This is a genomic window from Flavilitoribacter nigricans DSM 23189 = NBRC 102662 (assembly GCF_002646595.1).
Lineage (GTDB): Bacteria > Bacteroidota > Bacteroidia > Chitinophagales > Saprospiraceae > Flavilitoribacter > Flavilitoribacter nigricans.
The window spans coordinates 1-17,188 of the sequence record NZ_PDUD01000055.1 but is presented as its reverse complement, the minus strand read 5'-3'; the positions used below and the strand labels follow the sequence as shown (position 1 = coordinate 17,188).

The window sequence follows — 17,188 nt, the reverse complement described above, 5'->3', positions numbered from 1 at the left end:
GGTTTCGGCCGGCCGGGTCCGGATCAGTTTTTCGGTCGGGCTACAACGATCTCGGCCGCCAGCAATTCATCGGGAATGGCAAAGGCATCCACCAGGGCCGCCGCATCCTGCCGCAGGGAAGCACACAGTGCATCCACTTCTCGCCGAATGGCCTTGGCTTTTACCGGAGCCAGATATTCCTGCTCCAGATACCACCCCCTATGGGTTTCGATCGTGTGCAGCGCAAACAGATCGGACAAACGTTTCACGACCTGCTGCAGCGCTTCGTTATCTATATTACGGGAAACAGCCAGAAATTGTTCCAAAATAATTCGTTCAACAAAGGCATTTGCCAAATTTAGCATGTGATTCTGGCACCGCAGCCCCGCATCGTAGGCGGAATATCCGTTCTTGATCAGGGCCCGCATCCTTTGGGTGAGGGAATAAAGGATCTTTCCTTCCCGGTAGCGGAAAGCCGCCAGTTGGAATTCCTCATCCCGCAGGTGATCCGGGTCCGTATTGCGGATCGCGAACGGGTTGCGCTCGCTGATGGCCGTCGAAAGCCGGGTACCCAGATAGCGCAGTATAGCCAGATTACCCTCTTCGTGGAATTCTTTCCGGAACTCCGAGAGCACTCCTTTGGCCACCAGTTGCATCAGGACCGTATTGTCTCCCTCAAAAGTGGTAAAGATATCCGTATCGGCTTTCAGCGCAGCGAACCGGTTCTCGGCCAGATAACCTTTCCCCCCGCAGGCTTCCCGGCACTCCTGGATGCACTCCGTAGTGAACCAGGTAGCGTAGGACTTCAGTCCCGCCGCCAGGGTCTCGATCTCCCGGATGTCCTCTTCACTCCGGTTGACGTAACGGGTAGTCAGATAGGTCAGGGCAAAATCCAGCGCGTAGGATTTGGCCAGCAGGGGCATCAGACGCCGCTGGTGACTGGGATAATCCAGCAACAGCGTTTCCGGTTCGGTAAAGGTTGGAGCGAACTGACGCCGCTTCAGGGCGTAACGTACGGCGATGGTCAGTGCGGATTTCGCCGCACTCAAACCCGCCCGCGGCACACAGACACGTCCGCCGACCAGCGTCCCCAGCATCGTAAAGAAACGGCGGGAAGGGTTCTCGATTGGGCTTTGGTATTGTCCATTTTCGTCTACATCTCCAAAGCGGTTCAGTAGGTTTACGCGCGGTACCCGGACCTGATCAAACCAGATCCGGCCGTTGTCTACTCCGTTGAGGCCCAGTTTGTAGCCGTTGTCCTGTACTTCGATGCCAGGCAACTCATTGCCCGCTTCATCCCGCAGGGGTACCAGGATGGCGTGAACGCCGTGGTTCTCTCCGTCGACGATGAGTTGGGCGAATACACTGGCCATCCGGCCGTGCAGTGCGTTACCGATGTATTCCTTACCGGCCGCCCGGTGGGGGGAATCAATAATGAATTCATCCGTATCGGGATCGTAGGTAGCGGTAGTTTCCAGGCCGCGTACGTTGGAGCCGTGGCCCGTTTCCGTCATCGCAAAACACCCCGGCAGTTCCATGGTGCCGATCGCTTCCATATAGCGATCGTGGTGTCTTTTGGTACCCAGCCAGAGCACGCTGCCGCCGAACAGTCCGAACTGTACCCCGAATTTGATGGTGAGACTCAGATCGTGGTAACCCAGCGTTTCGAAAACGGCCGCATACTGCCCCATATCGTTTTTTCCGCCGTATTCCACCGGGTAGGAGTAAGCTCCCAGTCCCTGTTCCGCCAGATATTTACACCACTCCAGCACCTGCTGGCGGTAATCTTCTTTAATGCGCAGATTGCGGTAGCGAAAAACCGGATCGCAGAGCAGCGTTTTTACCCGCCGGCGCAGGTCACCGTACTGATCGTCCAGTAAACTGGTCAGATCTTCCGTTTCAAAACTGGTGGTTTCCTTTTCCTGGGCGATCTGTCGTCTATGGCCGATCTCCGGGAATATGCTGTAATAGGTATCCAGCCCGATCTGCTGCAGGGCCTCTTCAAAGGCTTCCAGCTGGGTTCGGATATCCGACCGGGCCCAATCGATCCGTCGGGAATCTTCGGGCAATCGCTTACTGGAATTTCCCGCCATAAATAAACCGAGGTCCACCAGACTGATCTTCAACTCTGATTCCTGGCTGTATTCATCCGCCGCCCGGCGCAGTTCGATCTCCCAGTATTTAAACAAATAAGGTGACGGGGGGCGCATGGGATTACTCCAATCGGATAGCAGAGCTTTGTCATCAGCCGTCAGAAAATCCAGCGCGTCGGCCTCTATCCGGAGGATACGCACTTCGGATGGGGTCAGCACCCGGTCGGCCCAGGCCGCGTAGATCATGGGCATCAGACTCTGGACAGCGGGAGAATAACTAAAGTTATAAACGGGATGGATACTCATTGGTGATATTTTGGGTCCAACACCGACGGGTCACTATAGACCGTCAGTGCGATAATGCTTGCTTGTGACCGGGCACGTGGCGGGGCATTCAGCCCGGGAAAAACCTACCCCACGCCGGGTCTATTAAGTATAACAGCAGAGTCGCCATTTTGTTAGCATCTCCCAATCACTCTTCCCCAACCGGGATCCTATCCGGATAATCCGTTATGATCCCATCCACTCCGAGTTGTTGCAGAGAGCGCATATTTTCCGTGTCGTTCACCGTCCACGGAATGATCTGCATGCCCCGTTCGTGGATCTGCCGGACCATATTGCCGGTAACGAGCATATAATACGGACTATAAATGGTGGGCGTAAAGCTGAGCCTGGCGAGATTGTCTTCGAGCGAATCCAGCTCTTCCACCAGATAGGCGGTTACCATTTCCGGATCCTGGGCGTGTACCGCTTCCAGGGCCCGCACATCGAAGGACTGAATACAGGTGCGATCCTTAATACCCAGGCGTTCGACCTCTTCCAGTACCAGGCGGGCGAAGGTATCCGGTTCGGGAGAGCGGGTACCGTCCCATTCCGGGCGGCTTTTGATCTCGATATTGTATTTAGGCAGGGTCCGGTTCATTTCAGCGGCGCGTTGCTCGGCGGCCGATACTATTTCGGAGAGCAGTGGCTTGTGCGTTCGCATCGTTTTCTGTCCGGGAAAACGGGTGTTGCCCCGGCTGCCGCAATCGTAAGCCCGTAATTCTTCCGCAGTCAGCTGATGGATGAGCAGCTCCGTTTCTTCCGATGCTTCCACCGGGCGACCGTCCGGCCAGCTACAGATCTCATGGGATAACCAGGGTTCGTGACTAACGATGAGCTGATTGTCCCGGCTGACGGCCAGGTCCAGTTCGAGCGTGGTCAATTGTGGGAATTCCAGCGCCAGTAAAAACGCCGGCACCGTATTTTCGGGCATTAGCCCCCGGGCGCCGCGATGTCCCTGCCAGTCAAATGCTTCCTCCTGCATATTTTGCTGATTTTTACCGGTAGATTGTTCCGGATTGTTCCCACATCCTGCATAGAGCAGACTAATAACGCAAATTAGGCTTAATTTTAATCGCATTCTTGAGCTTTCAACATTGAGTAGAAAAGTTATTTTTGCCCAAAATAAGGAAAATCACCGATGCAGGAAAAAGAGACCAAATATGCCCTGATCACGGGGGGTAGCATGGGGATCGGCAAAGCGATCGCTATCGAATTAGCCCAAAAAAGCACCCCCTTATTACTGGTTGCATTGGAAGAGCCCATGTTGTACCAAACTGCCGATGAGCTGCGGCAGACCTATCAGATACCGGTGGAAACACTGGGCATCAATCTGGTGGACGAGCAAAGCCCGCAACGGGTATTCGACTGGTGTCAGGAAAACAACTACGCCGTCAATATCCTGATCAACAACGCCGGATTTGGCCGCGGCGGCCAAATGCATGCCTTCCAGCTTTCCGAGTATTACGCCATGATGGCCCTGAATAACCGGGCTACCGTTGGACTGACCTATCTGTTCATCCCCGAACTGGAACGCCACGATGAAGCGTACATCCTGATCATGAGTAGTATGGAGGCCATGCTGCCCCTACCCTACAAGGCGGTGTACGCAGGTACCAAAAACTTCTTGTTCGGCTACGCTCTGGCGTTGCGGGAAGAGTTGTCCGGTAAAAATATCGGCGTAACGGTCATGTGCCCGGGACCGACCGTCACCAATGAAAGCGGTTTGAAGCGCATCCAGGCCAACCCCAGCAATAAGATCCTGGTAAAAATGCCCGATGAGGTAGCCAGAGCGGGGGTCAATGGAATGTTCCAGCGCAAAAACATTGTGGTGCCCGGCAGGCTGCAGTCTACCTTCTTCAGCCTGGGTAAACACCTCCCCACACGGCTTAAGATGAGATTACTCAAGCGGATCTCCCAGAGTTTCGCGAATGATCCGGGATAAGCGGCCGGAATGAGTCATTTGTAGCCGGCCAACATTCCCGTTCGCCGGCTACAAGCTGCCTATGTGCGCTGCTCAGGGATTGAAAAAATCATCAACTCCGCACTGCTCCTTGCTCAACTCCCACAGCCGGGCGGTTTCTTCCGTCTGGTAGGTATAATCCGAAGAAGGTTTGGGTTTACAGTTATCCCAGTAGAGCCCGCTGCGGTCCGATGCTTCCGGAGAACTGGCCAGATAAATGGAAGTCTCCGCTCCCTCGGCCGGGCTGACACCGCGCCATAGCGTCCGGCGCACCTTCCAGGCAAAAGCGTGGAGCCAGGTGGTGCGTTTGAGACCAATATCGGTGTAGACCAGACCGGGCTGAACGGCATTGGCGACGATGTGATCTACCGGTTTGCGCCGGTCCAGTTCGTAGGTGAACATCACATTGGCCAGTTTCGACTGCGCGTAGGAGCGCAGGCCGTGGTAGCTTTTCGTCAGGAAGGGATCCTCAAAGTCAAATTTCTTTACCTGCATGTGCGAGTCGGAAGCCACATTGACCACCCGTCCCTGCCCACCGGATTCCAGAGCCGGCCAAAGCATATGCGTCATCAGGAAATAGGCCAGATGGTTGACCGCCAGTACCGTTTCCATACCATCTTCGGTGTAGGTCAGGTCGGATATCCAGGTACCGGCATTATTGACAAGCACATCGATCTCCGGATAACGATCCCGGATCTCGGTGCCCACTTCCCGGACCTGTTTCTGGGAAGACATATCGGCGATCAAAAGCCGCACTTTATCGTTTTTGCTCTCCGCCATGATCGCTTCCCGCGCCGCCTGACCTTTATCTTCGCTGCGGCAAACCATGACCACTTCCGCACCTTTACCGGCCAGTGCCTTGGCGGTTTCAAATCCGATACCCGAATTGGCACCGGTTACTATACATATTTTTCCTTCCATATTGGATGTACAATTTGACCGCAATGATACTCAACCCATTTTGTAATTGCAACCCACCCCACCGGACAAAATGGAAACCCAACCGACAGAGCCCCACACTTCAACACCACAACACTCAACACTACAACACTACAACACTATAACACATCTCAACATCAACACTTCAACACATTAACCTTCTTCTAACCAAACCTTCGCCCGCAGTAGCCCCATGATACTCAGAGAATCCGTGATCTCCCCGCGATAGATCATTTCCAGGGCTTCGGTAAAGGGTACTTTTTTTACCAGGAGATCCTCCGTCTCCTCGGGTTGCGCCTCACCAAAAGACAGGTCCCGGGCGATAAAAGCCATACCCGCCTCGTCGGAAACCGAATTGGAAAGATGAAAATCCAGAATATGCTCCCAACGGGCGGCCGTTATCCCGGTCTCTTCCAGTAGTTCCCGTTTGGCGGATTCCAGCGGGGAGGTACCTACGGGGCAGCCACCTTCCGGGATCTCCCAACTGTAGCGGTCCAGGGTGTAGCGGTACTGGCCCACCAGCCAGGTGTATCCGTGCTCGTCCAGGGGCACGATACCGATAGCCAGATTCTTGAAGTGGACCACACCGTAGATACCTTCGTTACCCGAGGGATTTATGACCTCGCGGTGGGTAACCGATATCCACGGATTTTCGTAAACCGTCCGTTTATTGATCGTCTTCCAGGGATTTTCCATGCTTTTTAAAAAATATTTTATCGAACATTAGCAAATGATAAAGGATTGTACTATCATGCCTTCATAAGGTTCATAACCATTATTACTTAAACAAAACCAAAGAGTATGGGATTATTTTCATTTATTAAAGACGCTGGCTCTAAACTATTCGGCGGAAAAAAAGAAGAAGAAAAGAAAGTTGAACTTTCTCGCCAGGATGCACTGAAACAGGAGATCCAAAGATTGGGTATTCCCATCACCAATCTTGATGTTGATCTCGGACAGGCGGTAACCGTCAGTGGACGTACCTCTACCAATGCCGACCGGGAAAAGATCATCCTTGCGCTCGGTAATACGGAAGGTGTAACGGCGGTTCAGGACCACATCGAAGTGGCCAATCCCGAACCGGAAGCTACCTTCTACGAAGTGAAAAGAGGAGATAGCCTTTCCAAGATCTCCAAAGCTCACTACGGCGACGCTCAGCAGTACATGAAAATCTTCGAAGCCAACAAGCCAATGTTGAAAGACCCTAATGAGATCTATCCGGGTCAGATCCTCCGCATCCCGCAGTAAAAAACTGATATGATGGTGTAAAGTGAAATGATGATACGGTGGATTCGCCGAATTATCGTTCATCATTTCACTACATCATCATCTCAACGCTTCCCGATATCAGCCATCTTTGATATCACTTCACCACACTACTTCTTCTCTCCATCCGGTTTACTGACCGAACGGCCGCGGTCCGGCGAACAATTGCGCAAGAATATAATCCAGCAATTCCGGCTGCAGGGTCATGATGGAAATTACGGTAAAGGCCAAACCGAAGATCGCTCCCCAGAGGTGCGCATTGTGGCCGATATTATCCGATCCTCTTTTATCCATATAAGACGAATAGACCAGGAAACCGATGCCCACGAGGATAGCCGGTAGCGGTGGGAAAATAAACCACTGCCAGGGATCGAAAAGGATGTAGGTAAAGACCAGGGCCGAAGTTGCCCCCGAAGCACCCAATGCAGCGTAGCCGTAATTGTCCTGATGACGGAAATAGGTCGGAATACTGGAAAGCACGATAGCCGCCAGATAGAACAGCAGGTAAATAAACTTACCCATGGTCTCTCCGAAAAGCAGGGGAAAGACAGCATCTTCGGCAAAACGTCCGAATTGATACAGGACGAACATATTGATAAACAAATGCCCCCAGTCTCCGTGGATAAAACCCGAAGTCAGGAAACGGTAATATTCTCCCGATGATTTGATGGTCGCCGGGTAAAAGATCAGTTTCGCCCGCATCTCGGGATTATTGAATGCCTGGTAGGAGATAAACCCCGTCATGATCAGCAATATCAGCGTAATACTCATTTATTGGATGTTTTCTTGCTAACTAATGCTATACCCGAAGCCAGGTAGCTGGGGATCTCCCAAATCGCTTCGGTCCGTATAGTTCGGGCCGGCCCGTCGGACCGGACTCTTACCGCAAAAAGCCGGAGATGCGACTTCCTGCGGTAAAAGGTCCCGTTTTCTTTTATACTATAAAGGAGTGCCGGGAATGACGATAGTCACACTTTGGCAACTGTCGCCTTTCTGCACTCGCTTTCTGGTTCAACTGTTATGGTACGGTTCGTTCCTGAGTATCGTCATGGCCCGGTACAGTTGCTCGAGAAAAAAGAGCCGCACCATCTGGTGCGAAAAAGTCATTTTGCTCAGCGCCAGTTTGGCATTGGCCCGCTGGTAAACTGCATCCGAAAAACCGAAAGCCCCGCCTACCTGAAAGATCAGCCGCCGGTACGGCATTTGCAACTGACGATCCAGATACGCCGCAAAATCGACCGAACCGAACTGTTTGCCATTTTCATCCAACAGGATCAGCAGATCGTCGGTTTTAAGCCGGTTGAGCAGGTATTCCCCCTCCTTTTGCTTGAGCTGGTCGGCACTCAGGTGCTTTGCCTGCCGGACGTCGGGCAACACTTCCATTTCAAACGGCAGGTAATGGCCCAGCCGCTTGGCATAGATCTCTATACCTGCGTTCAGGTATTTTTCATTGGTCTTACCGATTACCCAGAAAAGTACTTTCATTCCACCCCAAACTTATAAATCGTCGTGGTGTGGTAAGTCTCGCCGGGTTTTAAGACAACAGATGGGAAGGACGGCTGGTTGGGGCTATCCGGAAAATGCTCGGTTTCCAGACAAAAACCGTAGCGTTTTTCGTACTTCACACCACCGATACCCGTCAGGCTTCCGTCCAGGAAGTTGCCGGTGTAGAACTGGACTCCCGGTTCGGTCGTGTAGACTTCCAGGGTGCGCCCGCTGTTGGGTTCACGTACCTTGGCCGCCATGGTCAGTTCATCCGAATCGCGGGGCCGGTTCAGTACCCAGCAGTGATCGTAACCGCCACCGTACTCGATCTGCTGGTGATCGGCATCGATGCGATCCCCGATGCGGGTAGGTTGGGTAAAATCAAAAGGCGTGTCGTTCACCCGTTCCAGTTCACCGGTGGGGATCAGGGTCTCATCTACGGGAACGTAGCGGTTGGCCTTGATCGTCACCACGTGGTCCAGAATATCCCGTTTGGCGTTGCCCGTCAGGTTGAAATAGGTGTGGTTGGTCAAATTCACGACGGTCGGCTTATCGGTTTTAGCCGTGTAGTCGATCTTCAGCTCGTTGTCCTGGTTCAGACTGTACATCACCGTGATATCCAGTTTGCCGGGATAGCCTTCCTCTCCGTCCGCACTGGTGTACTTCAGCACCAGACCGGGCAGGTCATTGACTTCTTTGATGGTCGGACTCCAGACCACTTTATCGAAGCCTTCTTCTCCACCGTGCAGGTGGTTGCCCATATTGTTTTTAGCCAGATTGTAGGTCTGACCATCGAGCGTGAACTGGCCCTTGGCGATCCGGTTACCGTAACGCCCCACCAGGGCTCCGAAAAAAGGATTGGTTTCCAGATACTGCCGCAGGGTATCGAATCCCAGCGTGACCTCTTCGAAATTGCCGTCCTTATCGGGCGCCAGTATGGAAGTAACGATACCGCCGTAGTTGGAAATATCTACTTTTATTCCCCGACCGTTGGTCAAAGTATACAATTGCGTGCCTTTACCCTTGACGTTGCCCGTCGGTTTGAAAGCGATAGCCGGAGGTTTCAGTTCCGTTTCTGCGGGTTCCGGCTCGGTGGTTGAATCGGTAGTGTCGGAACCGCAACTGATCATTAACAGGCTCATTCCCAATACCACCAGTCCAGATAACATGTGGTTTTTCATACAATTTTTCATTTTGATACTTGAAAGAAGCTGTACATTTTCACCTTGAAAGAAATGCCAAGATAATAATTGTTTCTAAGCTTTAAAATGTGTAATTTGGCAGGTCATATCCACAGCAGCAGGAATCATGAATCTCGAAAACTTCGCCGAATATCTAAAATATCCTTCCCGGCTTTACCAGCTCCCCTACGAAGAGCTCAAGAGTTTGACCATGCAGTATCCGTACTGCAGCAACTTTCACGTACTCCTGCTGATCAAAAGCAAACTGGAAAATCATCCGGACCTGGAAAAGAACCTGGCGCGGGCGGCTACCTACAGCGTAGACCGCAAACACCTGCGTCGCATTATGCTCGAAGAGCAGCTCATTCCCGCCGAATCCCAGATCACGATCGGGGAAGACGAAATACTGGAATTGAAGGATCTCTTCACGCTGGATGACGAATGGGAAAAGATCCCCGTAGATACCACCGAATTAGAGGAGAACGAAGCGGTTGACTCACTGGAATTCGATTTTTCCGCGCGCAGTGAAACGGTAGAGGAGGAAGGAGATCTGGATTTTTCGGTCCCGGATATGGACCAGGGCGAAAACTCCGATGCAGAATTGCCGGAATCGACGCCCACTGAATCTTTTTCGGATGTACCCGAAATACCATCGGCTCCCGAAGTAACGCCCATCGTTCCGGAAGACGTAAAAGATTCGCAGATCGGCATCCCGGATGCAGCGGCCGTTGTGCCGGCCTTTGCCCTGCCCGCAACGCTCATGGCCGACCTGGGTGCCATTGTTGGCTTTACCCAGACCTGGTCACCGCCGGTGAGGGTAGTTAAAACGCCGAAACCGGTCATTTCCTATCAGCTGTCCGAAGCCCTGATCGCGGATTGTGTAGCGGCAAACGTGGCGGTACTGGAATGGTGGGAAGAACGCGAGAACGTGGCGGTGCTGGAATGGGAGATCACTCCGGCTCCGGCCAGAACGGCAGCTCCGGCGGTCAGCAGACCGGTAATGGCCCCAACCCCGAAATCCAAGTTCCAAAGTTACAAAAAGCGGTACCGGCGTCCGCTGGAAAAAGAGATACCGCCGCCTCCCCCACCCCCTCCGGTACCCGTCGAAACCGGCCCCGGTGCTAAAAAAGTAGCCGAGGAAAGTGTGCGGGAAGATCTGGGCGTAGCCAGTGAAACCCTGGCCGGGTTGCTGGTGCAGCAACACCAGTACGAACGGGCAATTAAAATGTACGAGCACCTAAGTTTGCTAATTCCCGAAAAAAATACTTACTTTGCGGCCAAAATTGACGCAATTAAAAATTTATAAACGATGCTAACCGGAATTATCCTACTGATCGCCTTGGTATGTCTTTTGTTGATGGGCGCTGTGTTGATCCAGAATCCAAAGGGTGGCGGTATTGACTCCACTTTCGGTGGCAGCCAAGCCAATCAGATGTTTGGTGCATCCAAACAAACTGATTTCATTGAAAAGATCACCTGGTACCTGGCAATCGCACTTTTTGTGCTTTGCATTATCGCTGCCCGCATGGTGGGTAGTACTGGTGGTGCGATCGATCTGTAAGCCATACCCAATAACGTCTAGTTATTTGTATATAGCAGATCACTCAAAAAGACCTGGCAGAAATTAGCTGCCAGGTCTTTTTTTGTTTTCGACCAAGCTTGTCAAATTGTCAACATAAATGACAGTTTTTTCGACCAGAAGGGGTTTTTGTGACTGCTGATGGGCCAAAGCTGCAAATTTGTCAGTTCCTCCATTTTGGCATGACCTATGCTATGTGTTTAGAGGCTGGGCTCGTTGTCTGTCAGCTTGTCTGCCTTTTTACATTAGATTTCATAAAGTTTAAACGAATTTAATATACGCAAAACATGAATATGAAGCCTATTAACGACAGAGTTGTTATCAAGCCGGCACCGGCTGAAGAGAAAACCAAAGGTGGTATCATCATTCCGGATACGGCGAAGGAAAAACCACAGCGCGGTGAAGTAGTTGCGGTTGGCCCCGGCAAAGACGGCAACCTGATGACCGTTCAGGTCGGAGACATCGTACTCTACGGTAAGTATTCCGGCCAGGAGCTGAACTACGAAGGAACGGACTACCTCATCATGCGGGAAGACGATATTCTCGTTATTCTGTCGTAAGACCATCGGCCGGTCAAAAGGGCCGAACCGGCCTGCACACACATTCCAATCGGTTCCTGCAATTACAAATCCAATAATTTTAAATAACTAGAATACAATGGCTAAAGAAATTAGCTTTAATAGAGATGCCAGGGAAAAACTCCGCGCCGGAGTGGATGCTTTGGCCAACGCTGTAAAAGTAACATTAGGACCTAAAGGCCGTAACGTTGTTATTCAAAAGAGTTTCGGCGCCCCTCAGGTGACTAAGGACGGTGTTACCGTTGCCAAAGAAGTGGAACTGGAAGATCCCGTTGAGAACATGGGTGCCCAGATGGTAAAAGAGGTAGCTTCCAAAACGGCGGATATCGCCGGTGATGGTACCACTACCGCCACTGTACTGGCTCAGGCTATGATCAATGCCGGTTTGAAAAACGTAACCTCCGGAGCTAACCCAATGGACCTGAAGCGTGGTATCGACAAGGCCACCAAGGTTGTGATTGAAGCATTAAAGAAACAATCCGAAACTATCGGTGACGATCTGGATAAGATCCGTCAGGTAGGTGCGGTTTCCGCAAATAACGATAACGAGATCGGTACGCTGATCGCCGACGCTATGAAGCGGGTATCCAAAGACGGTGTAATCACCGTTGAAGAAGCCAAGGGTACGGAAACTTACGTTGACGAAGTACTGGGTATGCAGTTTGACCGCGGTTATCTGTCTCCTTACTTCGTAACCAACACCGAGGACATGACTACGGAATACGAAAATCCGTACATCCTCATCCACGATAAGAAGATCTCCAACATGCAGGAAATCCTGCCTATTCTGGAGCAGGTAGTACAGTCCGGCAGCCCGCTGCTGATCATCGCTGAAGACATTGAAAGCCAGGCTCTGGGCGTATTGGTGGTGAACCGCCTGCGCGCTCAGCTGAAGATCGTTGCCGTTAAAGCTCCTGGCTTTGGTGACCGTCGTAAAGCTATGCTGGAAGATATCGCCATCCTTACCGGTGGTACCGTGATCAGCGAAGAGAAAGGTTACAAACTGGACAGCGTGACCATGGACCAACTGGGCCGTGCTGAAAAGATCAATGTCGACAAAGACAATACTACCATCGTAAACGGCGCCGGTCAGGAAGAAATGATCGATGCCCGTATCAAGCAGATCAAACAACAGATCGAAAATACCACTTCTGACTACGATCGGGAGAAACTGCAGGAGCGTCTGGCCAAACTGTCCGGCGGTGTTGCCGTACTGCACGTAGGTGCCCCTACCGAAGTAGAGATGAAAGAGAAGAAGGATCGCGTAGATGATGCCCTGCACGCTACCCGCGCTGCGGTTGAGGAAGGTATCGTTCCGGGTGGTGGTGTGGCTCTGATCCGCACGATCGCTGCCCTTTCTGACCTGAAAGGCGAAAACGAAGACCAGACTATCGGTATCCAGATCGTGAAGAAAGCCCTGGAAGCTCCCCTGCGTATCATCGCTGACAACGCCGGAGCCGAAGGTTCTGTAGTACTGCAGCAGGTACTGAGCGCGAAAGATAGCCACGGCTACAACGCTCGCACCAACGAGTACGAAGACCTGAAGAAAGCAGGTGTGATCGATCCGACCAAAGTAACGCGTATTGCACTGGAAAATGCCGCTTCTATCGCCGGTATGGTCCTGACCACCGAATGTGTGATCAACGACAAGCCGGAGAAAGAACCCGCAGGTGGTGGCCACATGCCGCACGGTGGCGGAATGCCGGGCATGATGTAATACCGGATAAACTGAACCGAAAAGGGTACGATCCCTTTTCAGAAAATTACCCCCGACATGTTCGCATGTCGGGGGTTTTTCTTTTTAAAAGACCGGAAAAAGGATCAAATTGACTAGAAAAAGCATCAAATCGACTAGAAAAACCAGTCGACAATTACTTCTTTTGCGTATCATACAAGTCAAAAATTGATCAAAACCGACTAACACATGAAAACAAGTTCAACGCTACTCGTGCTTATTATTCTCATTTCCGGGGGGCTTACCAGCTGTGTTACCCAAAAAAAATACGATGATCTTTCCAGTGAAAAGGATCGTCTGACCCGGGAATACAACAACACCCTGCAAAGCCTCAAAGAAACGACCGTTGCCCGGGATGCACTCACGGTAAAGCTGAAAAGTGCGGAAAGTCAGATCGCACAGCTCGAATCGGACCTGAAATTAGCCCGGGAGCGTTACACCCAGTTGGACAACACCAATAAAGACCTCCTGGCCCGCTACGATCGCATCATTGCGGAAAACGAAAAACTGCTGGCCTCCGCTTCGGACGAAAAACAGGCCCTGACTACCGCCCTGGCCGAAAAACAGAGAGAACTCGATCAACGCGAACGGCAGCTACGCAAACTGGAAATGGAAGCCAGCACCAAAGAAAGCCGCTTGGATCAGTTGAGCGCCGACCTGGAATCGCGGGAAGAAAGAGTACGGGAGCTGGAAAGCGCTATTGCCGAAAAAGATGCCAAACTGACCGCCCTGCGGGAGAGGGTCAACCAGGCCCTGCTGGGCTTTTCCGCCACCGATCTGCAGGTTACCGAAAAGAACGGGAAGGTGTACGTATCGCTGAGTCAAAACCTGCTGTTCTCTTCGGGCAGCAAAACCATCAACTCCGCCGGTCGTAATGCACTGGCCAAAGTAGCGGAGGTATTAACCGCCAATCCCGATATCAATATCACCGTGGAGGGACATACCGATTCGGATGGTGACGCCAATTTCAACTGGGATCTCAGCGTGGGGCGCGCTACCAGCATCGTGAAAGAACTCACGAAAAACGGCGTAGACCCCAAACGGGTCACCGCCTCCGGCAGAGGCGAGTATTTCCCGGTAGCTACGAATGAAACGGCCCAGGGGAAAGCGCAGAATCGCCGTACGGAGATCATCCTGGAACCCAACCTGGATGCGCTGTACGAGCTGATCAATAATTAAAGGTAATTGGTTGCTCTCCAAGTTCCGTCAAGTTCGATAAGGATTTTGGACACCCTTTCCGCAGGTACTACTATAAAGCTGAATCTTTCGAAAATATATGGCAAACACATCAAACGAAACCACCAAGCAGCCGACCGTCGTCATGTTGGGCTGTTTCGACACCAAAGGTGAGGATTTTCAATATCTGTATAACTGTTTGTCGACGCTGGGAGCCCGGGTGATCAGTATCAATACCGGCGTACAGGATGTTGCTGTCGACTTTCCGATAAGTATCAGCGCCGAAAGCGTAGCCCAACAGAACGACTGCGAACTGGAAGCCCTCAAAAATTCGAACGACCGCAATCTGGTGGTGCAAAAGATGGGACAGGGAGCCGCCGGCATCATTTCCGGTCTGCTTGCTAAAGGAGAGATAGACGGTGCCATAAGTATGGGTGGCGGGGGCGGAACCTATATGGCCCTACTGGCCATGCAGGCGCTTCCCATCGGTATGCCCAAGCTTTGCCTGAGTACGGTAGCCGCAAAAGACCTTTCCCGCCAGGTAGGCACCAGAGATATTACCCTGATGCCGTCCGTAGTGGACGTTGCGGGTCTGAACCGCATCAGTCGGTTGCTGATCAGTCAGGCTGCCGGTGCCATCTACGGTATGATGACCGCCCCCCGACCGACCGCTGAACATGCGGCCGGCACGATCGCCATCAGTATGTTCGGCAATACGACGCCCTGTGTCGAGCACTGTACCCGCTTACTCAAGCAGGAAGGTTACGAAGTACTGGCTTTTCACTCCGTGGGCGTGGGTGGAAGAACAATGGAAGCCCTGATCCGCGAAGGATTCTTTGATGCCCTACTCGATATTACCACTACCGAACTGGCAGATGACCTGTGTGATGGGATCTGTAGTGCCGGTCCGGACCGACTCACCGCCGCCGCCCAAACGGGTATTCCACAGGTGGTGGTACCCGGCTGCCTGGACATGGTCAATTACGGTCATATGGATACCGTGCCGGAAAAATTCCAGTCCCGCCAGTTGTTCAGCTGGGCCCCGGACGTAACGCTGATGCGTACTAATGTGGAGGAAAACCGGATCCTGGGAAGGTCTATTGCTGAAAAATTAAACGAGGCCAGGGATCAGGTCGCTATTCTACTGCCCTTAGGGGGAATTTCCAAGATCAGTAGCCAGGGCGAATCGTTTTATGATCCCCAGGCCGATGCCGCATTATTCGGGGCGATCAAAGAAAATATTCGACCCACTACTCCGGTAGCGGAAGTTGATGCCAACATTAATGATGTGGAATTCGCCGAACGGGCGGTAGCTACTCTGCTGGCCATGCTCCGAAAATGAGGTAAGGCCCATCGCCCGAAGATCATCCAACACCCCCATTTTTATAAAAAATCTATTAAACAAAAATATAACTATGCCAAATCCATGGACGGGAAAGGGAAACCCGTATACCAAACAGGAAGTAAGAGATCGATTACAAGCTACACTGGATCAAAACCGGGCGATCATAGCCGCCGGAGCCGGAACGGGGATCAGTGCCAAGTTTATTGAAAAAGGCGGCGCCGATCTGATCATCATCTACAATTCCGGACGTTTCCGCATGTCAGGTCACGGTTCTACGGCCGGCCTCATGGCCTACGGTGACGCCAATGCAGTAGCGATGGAGATCGGTGAATTTGAAGTACTGCCCGTTGTGGAGGAGATCCCCGTGATCTGTGGGGTCCACGGCAGCGATCCTCGCCGCCGGATGTGGCATTTTCTCGGACAGGTTAAGGATATGGGATTCTCGGGAGTTAACAATTTCCCCACCCATAGTATTGTGGACGGGCATTTCCGGAACGTACTCGAAGAAACCGGTATGAGCTTCCAGAAAGAGGTGGAAATGGTAGGCCTGGCCACCAAGATGGACCTGTTCTCCATCGTTTACGTAGCCAAACCCGAGGAAGCGGTGCAAATGGCGGACGCCGGTGCCGACGCCATTATCGCCCACGTTGGTACCACGGTAGGTGGTTCGATCGGTGTGGTGAATGCGACCGTTGACATGGACAGTGCAGTAGAGCAAACCCAGGCCATCATCGACGCGGTGAAAAAGTCCAATCCGGATACTTTTTTCCTCGCCCACGGCGGGCCGGTCAATACTCCGGACGACGTACGGATCATTCTGGACCGGACGGATGCGCACGGATTCGTAGGAGCCTCCTCCATCGAGCGTATGGGTGTAGAACAATCTCTGACCGATCTGACTAAACGATTCAAATCGCTAACCCTGAAGTAAATCTATTTATGGATTCCTATTGGAAATTTACCAAGGCGGATCTGATCGAAAAAGAGCAGGTCTCCGGTCGGGACCATTACTGGCACTTCAATCCGGAGATCAGTCAGCAGGCAGAGACCATACTGGTGAAAGTTGTGGTACCCGTTGGCGGTGGACATCCTTTTCACCGGCACCCGGAGATGAACGAGATCCTTTATGTGATCAAAGGACGGGCTGAACAGTGGGTGGAGGACGAGATGCAATTTATGGAAACCGGTGATTCGGTCTACATAGCTCCCGATGTCATTCACGCCACCTATAATGCCGGTGATGAAGAACTGGAATTTTTAGCAGTGTTATCACCTGCCGCCGGTTGGGGAGCCGGAACGATCGATGAATCCGATCATCCGGACTACGCTCATCTACGAAAATAGAGCGCCAGATTCTTTCTCATACTATTGAATAGAATGAGAAAGACTGGGAGACTGGGAGACTGGGAGACCGGGAGACCGGGAGACCGGGAGTACCGATAATTGCAAAAGGCTTCGGATCAAACGTTAAGAGAAAAGAAAGAACTCTTACACAAAAATCCGAAGCCATGAAATCAGAACAAAGATCAGAAGAAATCTTCAAAGGAA

The 17,188-nt window shown here is 52.0% G+C and carries 17 protein-coding genes; 10 read left to right on the top strand and 7 right to left on the bottom strand.

Features of this window, described 5'->3' with window-relative positions:
- Positions 1-23: 23 nt before the first annotated feature.
- Together CRP01_RS37110 and CRP01_RS37105 are read right to left on the bottom strand one after the other, a co-directional pair.
- The gene (locus CRP01_RS37110; RefSeq protein ID WP_099155161.1) at positions 24-2,378 is read right to left on the bottom strand and encodes an acyl-CoA dehydrogenase family protein; all 2,355 of its coding nucleotides are present in this window, start codon (positions 2,376-2,378) and stop codon (positions 24-26) included.
- A 166-nt stretch (positions 2,379-2,544) separates the two neighbouring features.
- The gene (locus CRP01_RS37105) at positions 2,545-3,378 is read right to left on the bottom strand and encodes a glycerophosphodiester phosphodiesterase family protein (protein ID WP_222845908.1); all 834 of its coding nucleotides are present in this window, start codon (positions 3,376-3,378) and stop codon (positions 2,545-2,547) included.
- A gap of 156 nt (positions 3,379-3,534) precedes the next feature.
- On the opposite strand from CRP01_RS37105, the gene CRP01_RS37100 reads away from it, so the two are divergent.
- Positions 3,535-4,338, top strand: coding sequence for an SDR family NAD(P)-dependent oxidoreductase (locus CRP01_RS37100; protein WP_099155159.1), 804 nt, complete (start codon positions 3,535-3,537; stop codon positions 4,336-4,338).
- 72 nt (positions 4,339-4,410) lie between these two features.
- Here CRP01_RS37100 and CRP01_RS37095 read toward each other — a convergent pair whose 3' ends face one another.
- The gene (locus tag CRP01_RS37095) at positions 4,411-5,277 is read right to left on the bottom strand and encodes an SDR family oxidoreductase (protein WP_099155158.1); all 867 of its coding nucleotides are present in this window, start codon (positions 5,275-5,277) and stop codon (positions 4,411-4,413) included.
- Positions 5,278-5,448: 171 nt separating this feature from the next.
- Entirely contained in the window at positions 5,449-5,991 is a 543-nt protein-coding gene (locus CRP01_RS37090; protein WP_099155157.1) for an NUDIX domain-containing protein, read from the bottom strand.
- A gap of 105 nt (positions 5,992-6,096) precedes the next feature.
- On the opposite strand from CRP01_RS37090, the gene lysM reads away from it, so the two are divergent.
- On the top strand, positions 6,097-6,543 hold the full coding sequence (gene lysM, locus CRP01_RS37085; RefSeq protein ID WP_099155156.1) for a peptidoglycan-binding protein LysM: 447 nt from the start codon (positions 6,097-6,099) through the stop codon (positions 6,541-6,543).
- A gap of 150 nt (positions 6,544-6,693) precedes the next feature.
- On the opposite strand, the gene CRP01_RS37080 is transcribed toward lysM, so the two are convergent.
- From CRP01_RS37080 to CRP01_RS37070, 3 genes are all read right to left on the bottom strand, one after another.
- Positions 6,694-7,332: a rhomboid family intramembrane serine protease gene (locus CRP01_RS37080; protein WP_099155155.1), complete on the bottom strand. Its 639-nt coding sequence runs from the start codon at positions 7,330-7,332 to the stop codon at positions 6,694-6,696.
- Positions 7,333-7,572: 240 nt separating this feature from the next.
- The gene (rlmH, locus tag CRP01_RS37075) at positions 7,573-8,046 is read right to left on the bottom strand and encodes a 23S rRNA (pseudouridine(1915)-N(3))-methyltransferase RlmH (protein ID WP_099155154.1); all 474 of its coding nucleotides are present in this window, start codon (positions 8,044-8,046) and stop codon (positions 7,573-7,575) included.
- Positions 8,043-9,227, bottom strand: coding sequence for an aldose epimerase family protein (locus CRP01_RS37070; RefSeq protein ID WP_099155153.1), 1,185 nt, complete (start codon positions 9,225-9,227; stop codon positions 8,043-8,045). Before CRP01_RS37070 ends, rlmH begins: the two co-directional genes overlap by 4 nt.
- A gap of 127 nt (positions 9,228-9,354) precedes the next feature.
- Here CRP01_RS37070 and CRP01_RS37065 point away from each other — a divergent pair, with 127 nt between their 5' ends.
- From CRP01_RS37065 to CRP01_RS37030, 8 genes are all read left to right on the top strand, one after another.
- The gene (locus CRP01_RS37065) at positions 9,355-10,533 is read left to right on the top strand and encodes a hypothetical protein (RefSeq protein WP_099155152.1); all 1,179 of its coding nucleotides are present in this window, start codon (positions 9,355-9,357) and stop codon (positions 10,531-10,533) included.
- A 3-nt stretch (positions 10,534-10,536) separates the two neighbouring features.
- Positions 10,537-10,788, top strand: coding sequence for a preprotein translocase subunit SecG (gene secG, locus CRP01_RS37060; protein ID WP_099155151.1), 252 nt, complete (start codon positions 10,537-10,539; stop codon positions 10,786-10,788).
- A gap of 311 nt (positions 10,789-11,099) precedes the next feature.
- Complete coding sequence (locus tag CRP01_RS37055; protein WP_099155202.1) at positions 11,100-11,366, top strand: co-chaperone GroES; 267 nt, start codon at positions 11,100-11,102, stop codon at positions 11,364-11,366.
- Positions 11,367-11,463: 97 nt separating this feature from the next.
- The gene (gene groL / locus CRP01_RS37050) at positions 11,464-13,101 is read left to right on the top strand and encodes a chaperonin GroEL (protein WP_099155150.1); all 1,638 of its coding nucleotides are present in this window, start codon (positions 11,464-11,466) and stop codon (positions 13,099-13,101) included.
- A gap of 207 nt (positions 13,102-13,308) precedes the next feature.
- Positions 13,309-14,298 carry an OmpA family protein gene (locus CRP01_RS37045; protein WP_099155149.1) on the top strand — a complete coding sequence of 330 codons (990 nt, stop codon included), beginning with the start codon at positions 13,309-13,311 and terminating at the stop codon, positions 14,296-14,298.
- A 97-nt stretch (positions 14,299-14,395) separates the two neighbouring features.
- The gene (locus CRP01_RS37040; protein ID WP_099155148.1) at positions 14,396-15,637 is read left to right on the top strand and encodes a Tm-1-like ATP-binding domain-containing protein; all 1,242 of its coding nucleotides are present in this window, start codon (positions 14,396-14,398) and stop codon (positions 15,635-15,637) included.
- A gap of 73 nt (positions 15,638-15,710) precedes the next feature.
- Positions 15,711-16,571: a phosphoenolpyruvate hydrolase family protein gene (locus CRP01_RS37035; protein ID WP_099155147.1), complete on the top strand. Its 861-nt coding sequence runs from the start codon at positions 15,711-15,713 to the stop codon at positions 16,569-16,571.
- 8 nt (positions 16,572-16,579) lie between these two features.
- Positions 16,580-16,984, top strand: a complete 405-nt coding sequence (locus tag CRP01_RS37030) for a cupin domain-containing protein (protein WP_099155146.1) — start codon at positions 16,580-16,582, stop codon at positions 16,982-16,984.
- Positions 16,985-17,188: the final 204 nt, after the last annotated feature.